The sequence below is a fragment of the Pedobacter sp. UYEF25 genome (assembly GCF_054061655.1).
Map to the genome: position 1 here is coordinate 334511 of NZ_JBSSEL010000003.1, position 15506 is coordinate 350016.

General features: G+C 36.4%; 10 protein-coding genes. 7 read left to right on the forward strand and 3 right to left on the reverse strand.

Annotation, left to right across the window (positions count from 1 at the left end):
* Positions 1-381: 381 nt before the first annotated feature.
* Positions 382-1290 carry a hypothetical protein gene (locus ACVWYG_RS05455; protein ID WP_457269144.1) on the forward strand — a complete coding sequence of 303 codons (909 nt, stop codon included), beginning with the start codon at positions 382-384 and terminating at the stop codon, positions 1288-1290.
* A gap of 42 nt (positions 1291-1332) precedes the next feature.
* Positions 1333-1965, forward strand: coding sequence for a class I SAM-dependent methyltransferase (locus ACVWYG_RS05460; protein WP_457269145.1), 633 nt, complete (start codon positions 1333-1335; stop codon positions 1963-1965).
* Positions 1966-2319: 354 nt separating this feature from the next.
* On the opposite strand, the gene ACVWYG_RS05465 is transcribed toward ACVWYG_RS05460, so the two are convergent.
* The gene (locus ACVWYG_RS05465) at positions 2320-2856 is read right to left on the reverse strand and encodes a YciE/YciF ferroxidase family protein (RefSeq protein WP_457269146.1); all 537 of its coding nucleotides are present in this window, start codon (positions 2854-2856) and stop codon (positions 2320-2322) included.
* A 158-nt stretch (positions 2857-3014) separates the two neighbouring features.
* Between ACVWYG_RS05465 and ACVWYG_RS05470 the strand changes: the two genes are divergently transcribed.
* From ACVWYG_RS05470 to ACVWYG_RS05480, 3 genes are all read left to right on the forward strand, one after another.
* Entirely contained in the window at positions 3015-3473 is a 459-nt protein-coding gene (locus tag ACVWYG_RS05470; RefSeq protein ID WP_457269147.1) for a ferritin-like domain-containing protein, read from the forward strand.
* 162 nt (positions 3474-3635) lie between these two features.
* Entirely contained in the window at positions 3636-6017 is a 2382-nt protein-coding gene (locus tag ACVWYG_RS05475) for a TonB-dependent receptor (RefSeq protein WP_457269148.1), read from the forward strand.
* Positions 6018-6021: 4 nt separating this feature from the next.
* Complete coding sequence (locus tag ACVWYG_RS05480; RefSeq protein ID WP_457269149.1) at positions 6022-6813, forward strand: DUF4249 domain-containing protein; 792 nt, start codon at positions 6022-6024, stop codon at positions 6811-6813.
* Positions 6814-6823: 10 nt separating this feature from the next.
* On the opposite strand, the gene ACVWYG_RS05485 is transcribed toward ACVWYG_RS05480, so the two are convergent.
* Positions 6824-7873 (reverse strand): 2Fe-2S iron-sulfur cluster-binding protein, encoded by a 1050-nt coding sequence (locus ACVWYG_RS05485; RefSeq protein WP_457269150.1) that lies wholly within the window; start codon positions 7871-7873, stop codon positions 6824-6826.
* Positions 7874-8004: 131 nt separating this feature from the next.
* Entirely contained in the window at positions 8005-8775 is a 771-nt protein-coding gene (locus ACVWYG_RS05490) for a lytic transglycosylase domain-containing protein (protein WP_457269151.1), read from the reverse strand.
* Positions 8776-9252: 477 nt separating this feature from the next.
* On the opposite strand from ACVWYG_RS05490, the gene ACVWYG_RS05495 reads away from it, so the two are divergent.
* Both ACVWYG_RS05495 and ACVWYG_RS05500 read left to right on the forward strand, forming a co-directional pair.
* Entirely contained in the window at positions 9253-12507 is a 3255-nt protein-coding gene (locus tag ACVWYG_RS05495) for a UvrD-helicase domain-containing protein (RefSeq protein WP_457269152.1), read from the forward strand.
* A 39-nt stretch (positions 12508-12546) separates the two neighbouring features.
* The gene (locus tag ACVWYG_RS05500; RefSeq protein ID WP_457269153.1) at positions 12547-15477 is read left to right on the forward strand and encodes a PD-(D/E)XK nuclease family protein; all 2931 of its coding nucleotides are present in this window, start codon (positions 12547-12549) and stop codon (positions 15475-15477) included.
* Positions 15478-15506 lie beyond the last annotated feature (29 nt).

Here is a 15506-nt window from a genome sequence, read left to right on the forward strand (position 1 = left end):
GTTTCGCTGTCCAACAAAAGGTTTATGGAATGGCCTCTCTTTTCATTTCAGGGTCCACGATTCATCAAGACTTTTTAGGGTGTTTTTTTTGGTGAACGCTTAAAATAATTCGGCGTAAGCACTAAAATCCATTCGAATATGATTTGCTGATTTAAACTTTGTTGGCAGAGGTTTAGAGTAAAGGATTCGAAAATTTATTTTAGCTAACTAAAATCCGCTCTCTTTTAGCCGTGTTTACCATCATTAAAAACTTATTTTAATGTTAGGGAGGAATTGGATTCAACAGCGTTTTGTAAAAAACGAGCCTTTCTTGGACAATTTAATGCTTTTAAAAGCGAAGAATATAACCGAAATTGCCCAGCTTTTGCACATCGGCTTTAAATGGGTAATAAAATTATCAAGTTTATATTCTTTGGAAATTACTTTGTCGGGTTGTTGGCGGTAGCGTTAACTTTCGAGTCGATATTGCAATTAAATCTTCCTCAGTTAAGTTTAAGTTACTATTTGCTATTGTTTTTTGCGCCCATCGTCTATTACACTTTTGCCTATCACCACGCCTCTACAGATCCGCAAGCAGTAAATCCCCGCAACAAATGGTACTTTGAACATAAAAAACTAATTGGGCTTAGTCAGCTAGTCATTAGCTTAATATGCCTGGCTATTGCGGTAAATATATTTGTGGAAAATTATCACCACATTTTAAGCCTTCCTGTTTATTACTGGGTGGCTATCGGTGTTGTTTCAATGGCTGCAATTTTTTATTATGGGTTGTTGCCCAAATCGTTTATTAAGTTAGAACTTAGACATAGAGGTTGGCTTAAACCTTTTATAATTGGCTTTGTTTGGGCTTGTTGCGCTAATGTTTTGCCGCTTGTTGTCCTTAAGATAGAAAGTGATGTAAGTGTTTTTAACGTAACTATCTGGGCATTCCTATTCATCAAAAATCTGATGTTTTGTACAGTTAACGCCATTATATTCGACATAAAAGATTATCCCACAGATGCGAACAAACAATTAAGAACTTTCGTAGTTCGATACGGGTTGCGTAAAACTATTTTCAATGTTTTAATGCCCTTAGTTTGTGTGGGCGTTTTATCGATGCTTGTCTTTGCATTTTTGGAACATTTCAGTACCATCCATATTTTCTTGACCATTTTGCCATTTGGGTTGACCATTTATCTCGCATATTCCATGCACAAGAGACATAAGATTATGTATTACCTAATGATTATTGATGGCTTGATTTTGGTAAAAGCGCTTTGTGGAATTGTTGGGATGCAATTTTATTAGTTATCTTTCAATGCAGGAAGAGCGCATTTAAAAAGGTAAGATTTGAGTAATTACAATGGCATAGCGAAATATTATGACGTGCTTGCAAAGCTAGTTTTCGGGAATTCGCAAGTTAATGCGCAAAAACAACAATTGGTTTACATCTGCGAAAATGATAAAATTCTCATCGTTGGTGGAGGTACCGGATGGATACTTGAAGAAATTACTGAGAAGTTTCGAGATGGCTTGGTGATAGATTATGTAGAATCCTCCAATAGGATGATTGAGATATCTAAAAAAAGATTTATAGGAAGAAATTTAGTCAATTATCATCATTTTTCAGTCGAAAATCTTGTTGAAGTTGAAAAATATGATGTCGTGATTTCAGCATTTCTGTTTGATAACTTTTTGGAGAATGACGCACTCAATAATTTTGTAATTATACACAGGAGTTTGAAGATGGAAGGCCTTTGGCTATTTACTGATTTTCATCTGGATCAAAACCGATCTGTCAATTGGCGAAATATGCTAGTCAAAGCAATGTATTTATTTTTCAGATTGGTGGCTGATGTAAAACCACGAGATATACCAGATATGAAACCATTATTTCAACAGTATGGATATAGAATTATATCGCTGAAAAGCTATTACAGAAATCTAATTCATGCCGTTGTATACAAAAAGGATATGAATTAGAAGACCAGTGAACCTACAATGACAATCAAAAACATAATCGCTATTGTTATCCTGTCAGCAATTACCCAATCTAGCTTTGTAAGTACAGTTTTAGAATTTCTGTCAGTCCTATTTCGAACATGCGCTAAAGAAAAACACGAAGAGTTTATTTTAATAACCATAAGTTAACGATAGTATCTATATATACGTAAATGGTTAAACAATAGGTTTGCCAATTTTTCTGTTTGTACACAATGTGCATAACTATTAACTACTCAAAATGATTTTATATAAATAGTAGCATAAATTTTTGGTTTTTATAAAAATTAAAAAGGTCCTGTTTCTTGAACAGAACCTTTTTAATTGCATTATTATCTACTCTTCAGTAGCTTGTTCGTTAATAGAACCTTCTGCTAATTTTGTAAGCGCTGTATCTGTATTCTTTTCATTTTGAAGTGTATTAGAAAGTAATTGAGCCACATCATTGTGTCCCATGTTTTCTGCAAATACCTTAAGTGTACCATAAGTAGCAATCTCATAATGCTCAACTTTTTGCGCTGCTAAAATTAAGCCCGCATCCCTTACCATCGTTCCTTTTTTCGTATCCTCAATGATTGAGGTCGCTTCAGCAAGAATTCCCGCCATCGCTTCACATTTTTTTGCAGCAGCTTTTTCATCTAACAACTCGAACACTTTCTCCAAGTTTTTAACGTGCCCCTCTGTTTCAGCGGCATGTTTTTTGAAAGCAGCTTTCAACTTATCGCTGGTGGCTGCCTTCTCCATTTTAGGTATCGCTTTAGCTAGATGACTTTCAGCCCAATAGATATCTTTTAATTCATCTATAAAGAATTCATGAAATTCAGAATCTTTCATTTTTCCGGTATTTCCGGTTGGTTTTTTAGTGGTTGCCATAATATGTCTTTTAAAATCTAGGTTTAAAAACCCACATGTTTTACTAATGTTTAGAAATTTATTGCTTTACGTATTTACCCCGATTCTTTCTGAAAAGCACGTATTTGAAGAACTTTTTAAAGTAAACAGGGTTAAGTAAGGCATAAACATTTTAAATTATGGAACACAATCAGGAAATCATTAGCGACCTAAAATCACTTATTTCAGTTTTAAATGACGGTAAAGAGGGATATACTTCAGCTGCAGAAACCACAGACAATTTAGAGCTGAAAGCCGTGTTTTTAGAATATGCGGCTCAGCGAAAAGTTTACGAAGAGGAATTGAAAGCGCACTTACTTACCCATGGCGAGACTTCAGACAATGACAGCGGCGGCGTACTCGGAGCTTTACATCGCACTTGGATAGACATCAAAGATGCACTTACCGGTAAGGATGAAGCCTCTGTGTTAAAAGCCATTGAAACAGGTGAGCAAGCAGCGGTAGATAAATATAATAAGTTGTGTGCTGATTATGCTACCCACAGTGACCACATCACGTTGTTGAACAAACAAAAAGCTGGCGTAACTGAAGCATTAAGTAAAATTAAGACGCTTATTGCGAAATATCAAACAATATAAAAAACACGCATTTGTGCAGAGGCCATATCATCAGGTGATATGGCCTTTTTTAGTATTTGGAGAAAAATTTTTTAAACGACAGAATATTTTTAGCGTTTATTACCTAACTTTCACCTTTCAACCAATTTTTAAAAATTAAATCCACTTCATTAATCTCAGTTGATGTGGAGAGAAAAATTCTCAATGTTAAATTCGTTTGTGAGCAGTAGATATTATTTTCTTTTAGTAAGTTTTTTAACGTTAGCCACCTTTATTTTAGTTGACGTTCCTGTTTGTTTTGCTCAAAAAAACGTTGCGCTCGGTGGCACTATTCGCGATGCGGAAACTGGCGAAAGCTTAATCGGTGCGACAGTTAGACTTAGCGGTCAAGGTTCTATTTCGGCTAAAAGTAATAATTATGGATACTTTGCGCTTACCCGGCCTAAAGGAAGCTATACGTTAACTGTTAGTTTTGTGGGCTATGTCTCTTTCAACAAATCAATTGAACTGAGCAAAAATGAGCAGATGGATGTGCAACTCGTCGCATTAAACACACTTTCGGAAATTTCTATAAAAGCAACAGATCACAAAAATGACAATGTTAAAAGCGCGCAAATGGATTTGCAGCAGATTGATATGCAAACTTTAAATACCATTCCTGTTTTATTGGGCGAAAAAGACATTTTAAAAACCATTCAATTATTGCCAGGCATTAAAGCAGCTGGGGAGGGAAACACGGGCTTTTACGTGAGAGGTGGAGCTGCTGATCAAAACTTAATATTATTAGATGAAGCTGTTGTGTATAACTCATCACATTTACTCGGCTTTTTTTCTACATTTAATGCAGACGCAATAAAAGATGTGAGTCTTTATAAAGGCGGAATGCCCGCGCAATATGGCGGGCGATTGTCTTCTGTCCTTGATGTGAAAATGGACGATGGAAATAACAAAGAGTATAAATTTCAGGGTGGCCTCGGTTTAATTGCTTCGCGGATCAAAGCCGAAGGTCCAATTGTAAAAGATAAAGGTTCTTTTATGGTGAGTTTTAGGCGAACCTATTTAGATTTATTTTTAAAGGCTTCGAAAGATAGCACAATCAAAGGCAGTACACTCAACTTTTACGACATCAATGCAAAGGTTAATTATCGCTTAGGCGATAGAACAGTGCTTTATCTTTCCGGTTATTTTGGTCGCGACAATATCGGAGTAAAGGATCTTTTTAGCAATAGGTGGGGAAATGCTACCACTACGCTCAGGTTAAACCACATTTTTAGCAATGGTTTGTTTTCCAACACTTCTTTAATTTACAACAATTACAACTACACGGTAAAACTGCTGAATGATGCCAATGATTTTACAGCCAAAAGCTACATTAGAGATTTTAATTTAAAGCAGGATTTTGAGAGTTTTAACAACAATCATCTGCTGAGATTTGGAGTGAACGTAACACATCACCGCATTTCGCCAATCGATTTAGAATCTCCCGCAAGTTCTCAAATCAATTCACTAAATCAAGAAAAGCGATATGGCTTAGAAGCCGCAGCATATCTATCTGACGAATGGAACGCATCTAAAAACATTAGTATAATCTACGGTTTACGCCTTTCGAGTTTCTTTTTATTGGGTCCTGGAAATTTTAAAACGTACGATACGACAGGCAATACTTTGAAGACCGATAATGTGGGTAATGGTAAGGTTTATAAAAGTTATTTCAATTTACAACCTAGATTTTCGATAAGTTATTTATTAAATGAGGGAAATTCTTTGAAGTTTTCTTACAATAGAAACAGTCAAAATATACATGTGTTGACAAATTCTAATTCCAGCTCTCCTACAGATCAATATGTGCTAAGTAGTAACAATATAAAGCCCGAAATTGCAGATCAATTGGCTTTTGGGTATTTTAAAAACCTAGATGAAAACAAATATGAACTTTCTGCGGAAATTTATTATAAATGGCTACAGAACCAGATCGATTATAAAAATTCAGCTCAGCTAATTGCCAATACTGATGTAGAATCAGAATTATTATATGGTAAAGGGAGGGCTTATGGATTAGAATTATTTTTTAAAAAGAAATTCGGAAAGTTAAATGGGTGGTTCGGTTATACTTTGTCGCGCACGGAAAGGAAATTTGTAGCGCTAAATAATGATAAATATTTTCCAGCGAGACAAGACAGAACGCACGATTTATCTTTAGTTGGTATTTATAGTCTTTCCAAAAGATGGATTCTTTCCTCTAGCCTAATTTATGGTACCGGAAATGCAGTGACGTATCCCGCAGGAAAATATGTAGTAAATAATCAAACCTATTTTTACTACACCGAACGGAACGCAGGCAGACTTCCTTATACCATGCGTTTGGATTTAAGTGCTACTTTAGAAGGGAGAAACACGGGTAAATTTCATTCTAGTTGGAACTTCGGTGTGTATAATGCTTTAGCCAGAAAAAACCCATATTCAATTGATTTTATCAACGATCCGGAAAATCCGAAAAAAATTGTTGCTCAACAAACATCCTTATTCGGTGCGATCCCATCTATTACTTGGAATTTTAAATTTTAAAAGCATGAAACAGGTTATTTCTATCGCGATAGTGCTTTTCAGTCTGGCATCTTGTAAAAAAATAGTTCAGGTTGATACAAGGACTGCACCTCCTCAAATAGTAATAGAGGGCAAAATAACAGATGGGTTCGAAGATCAAGTAATTACCATCTCTAAATCGATCAACTATGATGATGCCGGACAATATCCTCAGTTAAAGGGCGCTGAAGTGCAAGTTGCAGATAGTAAAGGCAATGTATATAAGTTTTTAGAAACTAGCGCTGGCAGCTATCATCATAAAATGCAAGGCGTATCTGGGAGAAGCTACACATTGAGCATACATTTAAACGACCAAAATTATTTCGCAACTTCTACGATGCCAAACTTGGTGAAATTAGATTCTATTGGTGTAATAACCAATAATTTTTTTAGCCGAGAGCGCATTAATCCAATTATTTATTTTACAGATCCAAAAGAGGAAGCGAATTTTTACCATTTTAACCTCTACATTAATGGCGTGATTTCTAAACGAACCTATGCAAGCAGTGATCGGTTGACTAATGGCAATACCACACAGATGCAATTTTATTATGACAACGCAGACAATAATGACCTCAAAGCTGGAGATAAAATTAAAGTCGAAATGGAATGCACAGATAAGGCAATTTATAACTATTGGTATGCGCTGGTTCAACAATCTTCAAATGGCCCAAACCAAGGAGCCACGCCGTCCAATCCAACCTCAAACATAAGCAACGGAGCCTTAGGTTATTTTAGCGCAAATACCTTTCAAGAAGTAACGGTTACCATTAAGTAATTAAACCTCTTTATACCCACTGCAACGTCGTGCCGTTTTCGGTCGGGCGGCCGGTGCAGGTCAAAACTTTGCCGCTTGCTATTTCATCATCCGTCAGTACCTCATTGTAATCCATTGCTACGCCTCCTTTTGTACAAAATGCAGTACAAGCGCTACACATTCCAGCTTGGCAACTATAGGGGAGATTAATGTTGTTTGCTAAAGCTACTTCTAATATTCTTTTTGGATATGGAATAAGCAAAATATCCGTTTTTCCGTTAAAATTGATGACTACCGAATAGGTGCTTTTATCAATCACTTTTGTTGTCGAAGCATCGTCTTCATCGAGTTCCTCTTCTGGAAGTACAAAAGTCTCTCGCTTTATTTGCATTTGCGAAAAGCCTGCTCCTAACAAAGTTATGCGACATAAATCCATGTAGATGATCGGGCCGCAACTGTAGAATAAAGCATTACTTTTCTGGAATTTTAAGTGATTTTTAAGCAACTGTTCGATGTAAAATTTATTTAGCCTAGCGGTAGCTAAATTTTTTTCGTTGCTAAAAACGTAGATGACGGTGAGCCTATTTGGATAGTTTTTTTGCCAGATATTTATTTGTTCATAAAACAGCACTTTTTCGATAGAGCTGTTGCTGTAAATCAGTGTAATTTTGGACTGATCTTCTGCGACAAGAGCCGTCTTTAGGATGGAGAAAAGTGGCGTGATGCCTACTCCTGCACCAAACAAGAAAAGATCTCTTTTTTTCGTTTTGATAGGGTGATAACTAAAAATGCCCTGTGGAGGTAAGGCATTAAATTCATCTCCTATTGTCGTTTTGTGGTGTATTAGTCTAGAAATTTCGCCATTTTCAACGCGTTTAACAGTTATGGAAAGGGCCTCATCGATCACCGGAGAACTGTTGAAAGAGTACGAACGACGGATTTCTTTATCCCCATTTTTAAAGATTAAGGAAAGAAATTGACCGGCTAAGTAGGTAGGATAGGGCTTGCCACAAGATTCAAATTTAATGGTTATGTTGTCATTCGGTTGGCTAATTATATCGATAACTTTAAGTTTGTACATCCATCCGCAAAATAACTTATTTGTTCAAATCAGGGAAATTTTTTCCTTTTTTTATTACCTTATGTTAACGTGTGATCATAAAAAAAGTCGAAAGGTTAAAAACCCTTCGACCTGTCTATGTAATTTGTTGGTTAATTGTATGCTAATAGTTCTTTTTGCTTATCGTAACCATACTTACCAGGATTTTCGATGATCTGTTTCATAGAAATCAGCTTGTAAACATAGATACCAGTTTCGCCATTCAACTTTAATTTAAAATAATTGTCTTGATTTTGGTTGTTTATTCTTTTCTTAATCCTGGCATCGCCAACATTATAGGCGGCGGCTACAAGCGTCCAACTTTTTAAGGTGCCATGCATCTCAAGTAAATATTTGCATGCAGCAATGGTAGATTTACGCAAATCGTATCGTTCGTCTGCTCCGTTTCCAACGTTTAGACCGTAGCTGCGAGCTGTTCCAGGCATAAATTGCCAAACGCCAGCTGCCCCTTTGCTAGATACGCCAGATTTATATCCAGACTCTACAAGAGCCATGTATTTGAAATCGTTGGGGACTTTAAATCTTCTAAGTATTGGTTCTATTATTGGAAACCATTCTTTAGCACGTTTTTGCAACCTATAAGTCTGGGTGTTTTCGAAATTGTGTGCCTTAAGCGATTTTTTCATCTTAAGTTCAATTTTCTTGTCGCCCAAAGGTAAGGTCTCATTCGCAAAGCTAAGGCGCGCCATTAAAGTTTCTGGCTGCTGCGGCTGCGGCAAAATTGCTTTTTTACTCTTAAAAGTGTTTAATTTTTCTATCTCAGAAAAATTTTTTTTTGCTTGGGGTAACAGGTAAGCGAACACTGTTGCCAAAATTAATAATGAGCACATCATTAAAAATGGTGTTTGGTGTTTCGTTAACATCTTCCTCCTTTTTTTGGTGAAATTAATTAAAAACGTTCGCAAAGGTAATAACAATTATCAGAATATCAAACAGTTATGCTAATTAAGGTGTAAAACGTCGGTTTAAACTAGCTTCAGACATGATTTTTTTATCTGCAGATTTGGTTAAATAATGCAGAAATCGAGGGAAAAGTTGGCTGATTACATTAATTTGAGCTTAAAAGAATGCTAAATTAAAAGAGAGATTTTTCCGTATAAAATGGAGGATCTGCATGGAAAACATGAGCTTTTTTTTTGGAAAGCTATTTCGAACAAATGAATTTTGAAATGATGTGCAGAAAATTTTATTACTGCTTTAGGTTGAATCTTTTACTGAATTTTTTCTGAAGATGTGCTTAAAATTATGCAATTTGTCCTAACGGATTTACCTAATTTTGTGGTTTTCGGACTACTTAAATGTCAGTTATACCCCAAACGTATCAAAAAACAAATTAACATATGATGCAAAAACCAGTAAAAATTCTTCAAGCGTCTGCGGGCTCGGGAAAAACATTTAGTCTGGCCGCACATTACCTTGTTTTGCTGTTTAGTGGCGAGTTTAAATATCGGGAGATTCTGGCGGTAACCTTCACCAATAAAGCGACCGAAGAGATGAAAAGTAGAATCTTATCGGTATTACTCGCTTTAGCCAAAGGCGATGAATCAGGTAAAATAGACATCTACCGACAAATTATTTTTAAACAGTACCCGACATTAGAAGCCAACGGTTTACAAAAACTGGCGGATGTGATTTACCGGAGGATTCTACACGATTACAGTCACTTTTCGGTAAGCACCATAGATGGTTTTGTGCAAAAGGTGATTCGTGGTTTCGCTTTTGAACTTGGACTAGATTCTGGTTATAGCTTAGAAATGAATATAGAAAAGGTTAAGCAGGACCTGAGCGGGCGATTAGAAAAACTTTTAGACGAGAAGGATAATCTGTTGCAATGGATAATCCAATTAGCCCTAAGCCGCATTGCCAATAATCAATCATGGAACTATAAAAGAGAGCTGTTAGAGCTGTCCGGTGAGGTTTTTAAAGACAAGTTTAAGGATTTTGAAATTGCGTTGGGAGAGTTCGGAGTAGAAAACGTAGATGCCGTTTTTAAAAAGTACATTGACTTTTCTGAGAATTTTATAAAAAAGTATGAGCAAGATTTAACGTCTCTCGCAGAAAAAGCTCAAAATGCAATTGAAGAAAGCGGTTGCGAAGTGGCAGATTTTAAGGGTAAAAGTCGTTCGCCATTAACAAAATTTGGTGCGATTGCCAACGGCGGCTTTGACTACGTTCCAAAGGTTTCGAATTTTATTGACGATGAGCAAGAATGGTTTCAAAAAGGAAAGCAACACCATCTTTTTAACAATTTAAACCCAATTCTAAAAGAGTTGGCATCTGTTTACGAGGTAGGAAATGGCGATTATATTTTAGCGAAAGCTTTTTTAAAAAACGGGTATCTCTTGAGGCTTATGCAAGAAATGGCGCTACTCCTAGCAGCTTATAGAGAAGAAAATGAAACGTTATTGTTTAGTGATGCGCAAAAACTTTTAAATGGCATTGCAGAAGATGCCGGCGATAACCCTTCTTTTATATGGGAGAAGATGGGCAATAGATATCGCAATTTTTTATTTGACGAATTTCAAGACACTTCTGGTAATCAATGGAACAGCTTCTTAAACTTAGTACTCAATGCTATTTCTACCCATAATGGTAAATTACATGACCATTTGGTAGTTGGCGATGCCAAGCAGTCAATTTATCGCTGGCGAGATGGAGATTATAAGTTGCTCCATCAAAAAGCAAAAGTCGATCTTCAGGAGATAAACGTTTTTGATGATCAACTGCAAGACAATTATAGGAGTACAGTAGAAATTATAGCATTCAACAATCAACTTTATCCAAAATTAGCGAGATCGCTACAGCTTAAAATCAACGAGAATATTTCAGAAGAGGATGCATATTTGAACGGATTTTGGAGTGCACAAGAGAATTCATATGGAGAGATTATTGAGCGCATTTATGAGGGAGTTGCGCAAAAAAGCCATGTAAACACAAAAAAGGGAGGTATTGTAAAAATACATCGAATCAATTTCAACAAAACAGATGGGAGTGATAACCAGGTGGTGGAAATTGATGCTGAAAATCAAAAAGATGCAGCCCTAATCAACATGATTTTAGAAATTAGGGTATTGCTAAATGAGCGCGGTTACCATCAGCGAGAGATTGGGGTGCTTGTTAGATCTAATGGCGACGCTGCGTTAACTGTCGATGCCTTAATGCAGGCCGGTTTCGATGTTTTATCGGGCGAAGCCCTAAAAATTGCCAATAACATTGCCATAAAATTAATTGTAAATGTATTGAAGTTGTTGGTGGTTACGCAAAGTAATTCTGCATTATACAAAGCCAATTGCATTGCGCTCTATGCTCAAATACATGGCGAGAAGTTAAACGGAGACAATTATTTTGTGTTGAGTAAAACTCCATTGTCAGCCTTATCTAATGTATTGCCATTGGACTTTTGCGAAAATTACAGACAATGGATGCAATTGCCCATGCCAGAAATGGTAGAGAAAATAATCCGGGCTTTTAAACTAGACCATTACAACAAGGATGAAATTAATCCATTTCTACCCTATCTTTTGGTATTTAGAGATTTGGCTAACAAATCGTCAAAGCAGGGAGAAAAGGGGATTACTGCTTTTTTAAATTGGTGGCAGGAAGAAGGAAGTTCCAAAAACTTACCATCTCCAGACACGGCAAACGCCATTCAAGTAACTACCATTCATAAATCGAAAGGATTGGCATTTAGAGCTGTGTTTATTCCGTTTTGCGATTGGCCACTACAAGGAAAATCTTCCAGTACATTTTGGGTGCCGATGGAAAACACACCCTATGCAAAACTGCAGACGGTACCATTGTCTTATACTTCTGCTTTAAAGGGTTCTAGTGTGGGGCATCGCTATTTAGAAGAAATGTTGTTTAGCTATATGGATGCGCTAAACAATTTATATGTTGCCACCACCAGAGCAAAGGACTACATTTACATTGGTGTTGCCGGCAAAAAAGGCAATACAATAACCAGTATCGGAGATGCTTTACTAGCCATTTACAGCGATGAGCTTGGAGACAATTCTGATCGATTTGAAATCGGAACATTTTCTGCCATCGGCGATGAATTGTCTTTGACCGATGCCATTTCGTTAAAGAATTATCCCACTACCAGCCGGTTAGAAAATATTTATAAAGCAACTGAAAATCGACCTCAAAGATATATAGACAACGTTGAAAAATCAGCCAGAAGAGGCAGCAACCTGCATTATATTTTAGCGGAAGCGAACAAAGCGGAAGAGGTAGAAAAAGTGGTCGATAAACTTTTATTGCAAGGACTGATCAACTTCGATGAAAAAGACAATTATATTGAAGAAGCGTCAACGGTATTGAGAAATCCGGAGTTGAGCGCGATTCTAACTCAACATGCAGATCAAATTAATGAGAAATCTATCGTTGGAGTGGATGGGAAAACTTACAGACCTGATAAATTGGTCGTAAATGGAAAGAAAGTCTCTATTATAGACTATAAGTTTACTGCAGAAGAAAGCGAACATCATGTGGCACAAATTAAAAATTATAAGGCATTAATTGAAGCGATGGGATATGAAGAAGTTACACCTTATCTATTTTATGCCTTGAAAAATAAACTTAAGCTTGTTTAGTAGAAAATTAAATATTTTACAATAATTAGTACTACCCTCATGACCACGTTTCTTAGAGAAGTTGCAGAAGATTTAGTAGCCAAATTTGGAAGTAATTTACAGGAATGCGCCATCGTTTTCAATAATAAAAGGCCCGTAGCTTATTTACAAAAGCATTTGGCCGATATTTATAAAAAGCCTTTCTGGAGTCCTGCATTTTTTACCGTGCAAGAATTTTTTGCAGAAGGTACAAATCTAAAGATCGCCGATTATTACACTCAATTTTTTGCGCTCTACGACTGTTACTCTCAATTGCTTAAAAACGAGGGTAGGGAGATTATCCCATCAATCGCAAAATTTCATGCGGTAGCGAACATTATTCTGGGCGATTTTAGCCAAATAGATAATGATTTGGTGCCTGCCGAGAAGTTGTTTCTAGCCTTAGAAGACATTGCAGTTATCAACGAGCAATTTGATTTCTTAACAGCAGATCAAAAGCTGTTTTTAGCTCAGTTCTGGCAATCTTATTCTGAAGGGAAAGCTAAAGACCAACAAGCGAAATTTATTAAAATGTGGCACAGGATGCCTTTGCTATACAAAAATTTTCATCAGCGATTGAAAGACGATGGTTTTACAACCATGAGCAAATTGTATAGTGCTGTTGCTACGGGGATAAATGACGTTGATTTTACAGAAAAATATTCTGGGAAAAAATTGGTTTTTATAGGTTTTAATGCCTTAAGTAAAGCGGAAGCGAAAGCCTTTAAAAGGTGGCAAACCGACGATAAGGCCATCTTTTATTTTGACACAGACGCATACTATTTAGAAGATGAAATGCAGGAAGCTGGTTTGTTTTTGCGCAGAAATTTAGAGAAAATTGGGTTAATAAATCAACTAGATAACAAAGCGAAATACATAAAATCATCTAAACGAGAAGTAAATGTATTTAAAGTACAAGGGCAAACTGCGCAGGCTAAAATTTTAAATCTTTTGTTGGGAAATGGACAGCAACTTATTTTAGATGCGGACGAAGAAGTATCTACAGCTATCATTTTAGCTGATGAAAGTTTACTTATCCCAGTATTACAGACCATCCCAAGTCAAGATGAAAAAACTGGTGAGAAAATAGAAGTTAATGTGACCATGGGGTTTAGTCTCGCCAACTCATCCGTTTACGGGTTGGCAGATTTATGGCTCAGTATTCAGTCGGAGCTTGCTTATAAAGGAACTGTTTTATATGAAACTTTGAGGGCTTTCCTGTACCATCCACTCATTGGTTTGAGTGAAAAAATGCAGGAAAAAATAGGAGTCGGCTTAATTGATGAACAGCTTTTGGAGGTTCCTGCCGAGAGATTAACGCGTCAGGGCGGTCTCTTTAATTTTTTTTTCTCTCCAATAGCCACACCTATAGATGCGGTAAAAGGATTGATAGAAGTATTGGAATACGTGCTGCAACGAGCGCTCGCTGCAAAAAACCTAAAAGAAATTGATGCCTTGCTTTTTGCCAAAACGATACAGGAATTAAATCGGTTGCAAGATACTTTAGCGACACATTTAACAAAATATCAAGAAAAATTAGAACTGAGTTTCATTCTCTCACTTATTCAAAAAACACTTGCGGGTATTTCTGTTGCACTAGAAGGCAACCCGCTAAGCGGTTTGCAGGTAATGGGTTTGCTTGAGAGCAGGAACTTGAATTTTGATAGCGTAATTATTTTGGGATTGAATGAAGGTACCGTCCCCCAGTCTGCAACCGCTACTACTTTTATTCCGGATAGTTTGCGTCGCGCATATGGCATGCCTGTTTTAGAAAATCAAGATGCCATTTCCGCTTACATGTTTTATAGGTTGATACAACGCAGTAGGAATATAGATTTTGTCTATAATTCGTTAACTGACGAAAGTAACAGCGGTGAACCATCCAGATTTATTAATCAATTGGCTTACGAAAGTGGATTTGATTTTAACTATAAGGAACTGCAATTGCCCTTGAGAACGCAATTAAATAGAGAAGAAGAGATTATTAAGACAGAAAAAGTCCAGCAAGTTTTAAAGCAGTATTTAACTGGGGAGAGAACACTTTCTGCTTCAGCTTTTACAACCTATATCAGCAATCCAATAGACTTTTTTTATAAATATATTGCAGGAATAGAAGAACCTACAGAAGTCGAAGAAATTATTGATGCTAGAAATCTAGGGTCGATTTTACACTATGTAATGGAGCATTTCTATCGGCCATTATTGACGATAGATCCCGAGATTACAGCAGAGCGGATTAGAGCACAAAAAAAGGTAATTCCAGATTTGATTAAACAAGGTTTCGCCGATAATTCATACGGTCGAAAGTATGGAGAACCCAAAGAGCATAGGTTGTTGAATGTACGGAAACTAGCAGATAACTTAACGCTAAATGCGATGCAAAAAGTTGTTTTTGCCATCATAGAGGAATATGTTAATATTATTTTGAAGAAAGATACTGAAGAAGCTCCATTTAAATTAATTGGCCTCGAACAGCGCGGAACTGCCCTCTTTTCTTTCGAGCTTAATGGAGTGAAAGAGCAAGTAAAGTTTTATGGAATTATAGATAGGGTAGATTTTAAAAACGGCGTTTATAGAATTATAGATTATAAAACTGGCAGCGATTTGCTTAAATATAGAACGATACAAGATTGCTTTGACACAGATTGTGGCAAAATTAACAAGGCGTTAATACAAACGCTCTTCTATACTTATGTGTATGAACAAATGTCTAAAAATGACAATGTGGAACCAAACCTTTATATACTGAAAACCATGGGAAAGGGGGAGACGCTGTTTAGAAATAATACAGGACATCTTAAAGAGGAATTTCTTGCAATAGAAAAAGCATTTTTTTTAGAAGAGACGCAGCGAAAATTAACTGAGCTATTTAATGTAAACATTCCTTTTAAAGCAAGTAAAAACCCAACAAACTACGTTTACTCAATTTACACAACCTTGTTTGGAAAGTAGCCGATTAGCTTTTTAGCGGCAACAATTGT

Excerpts from the sequence above, each read along its gene's own strand:
- ACVWYG_RS05470 (WP_457269147.1), top strand. The coding sequence starts at position 3,015 with ATGGAACACAATCAGGAAATCATTAGCGACCTAAAATCACTTATTTCA.
- ACVWYG_RS05475 (WP_457269148.1), top strand. The coding sequence starts at position 3,636 with ATGTGGAGAGAAAAATTCTCAATGTTAAATTCGTTTGTGAGCAGTAGA.
- ACVWYG_RS05500 (WP_457269153.1), top strand. The coding sequence starts at position 12,547 with ATGACCACGTTTCTTAGAGAAGTTGCAGAAGATTTAGTAGCCAAATTT.
- ACVWYG_RS05495 (WP_457269152.1), top strand. The coding sequence starts at position 9,253 with ATGATGCAAAAACCAGTAAAAATTCTTCAAGCGTCTGCGGGCTCGGGA.
- ACVWYG_RS05455 (WP_457269144.1), top strand. The coding sequence starts at position 382 with ATGGGTAATAAAATTATCAAGTTTATATTCTTTGGAAATTACTTTGTC.
- ACVWYG_RS05480 (WP_457269149.1), top strand. The coding sequence starts at position 6,022 with ATGAAACAGGTTATTTCTATCGCGATAGTGCTTTTCAGTCTGGCATCT.
- ACVWYG_RS05465 (WP_457269146.1), bottom strand. The coding sequence starts at position 2,856 with ATGGCAACCACTAAAAAACCAACCGGAAATACCGGAAAAATGAAAGAT.
- ACVWYG_RS05490 (WP_457269151.1), bottom strand. The coding sequence starts at position 8,775 with ATGTTAACGAAACACCAAACACCATTTTTAATGATGTGCTCATTATTA.
- ACVWYG_RS05485 (WP_457269150.1), bottom strand. The coding sequence starts at position 7,873 with ATGTACAAACTTAAAGTTATCGATATAATTAGCCAACCGAATGACAAC.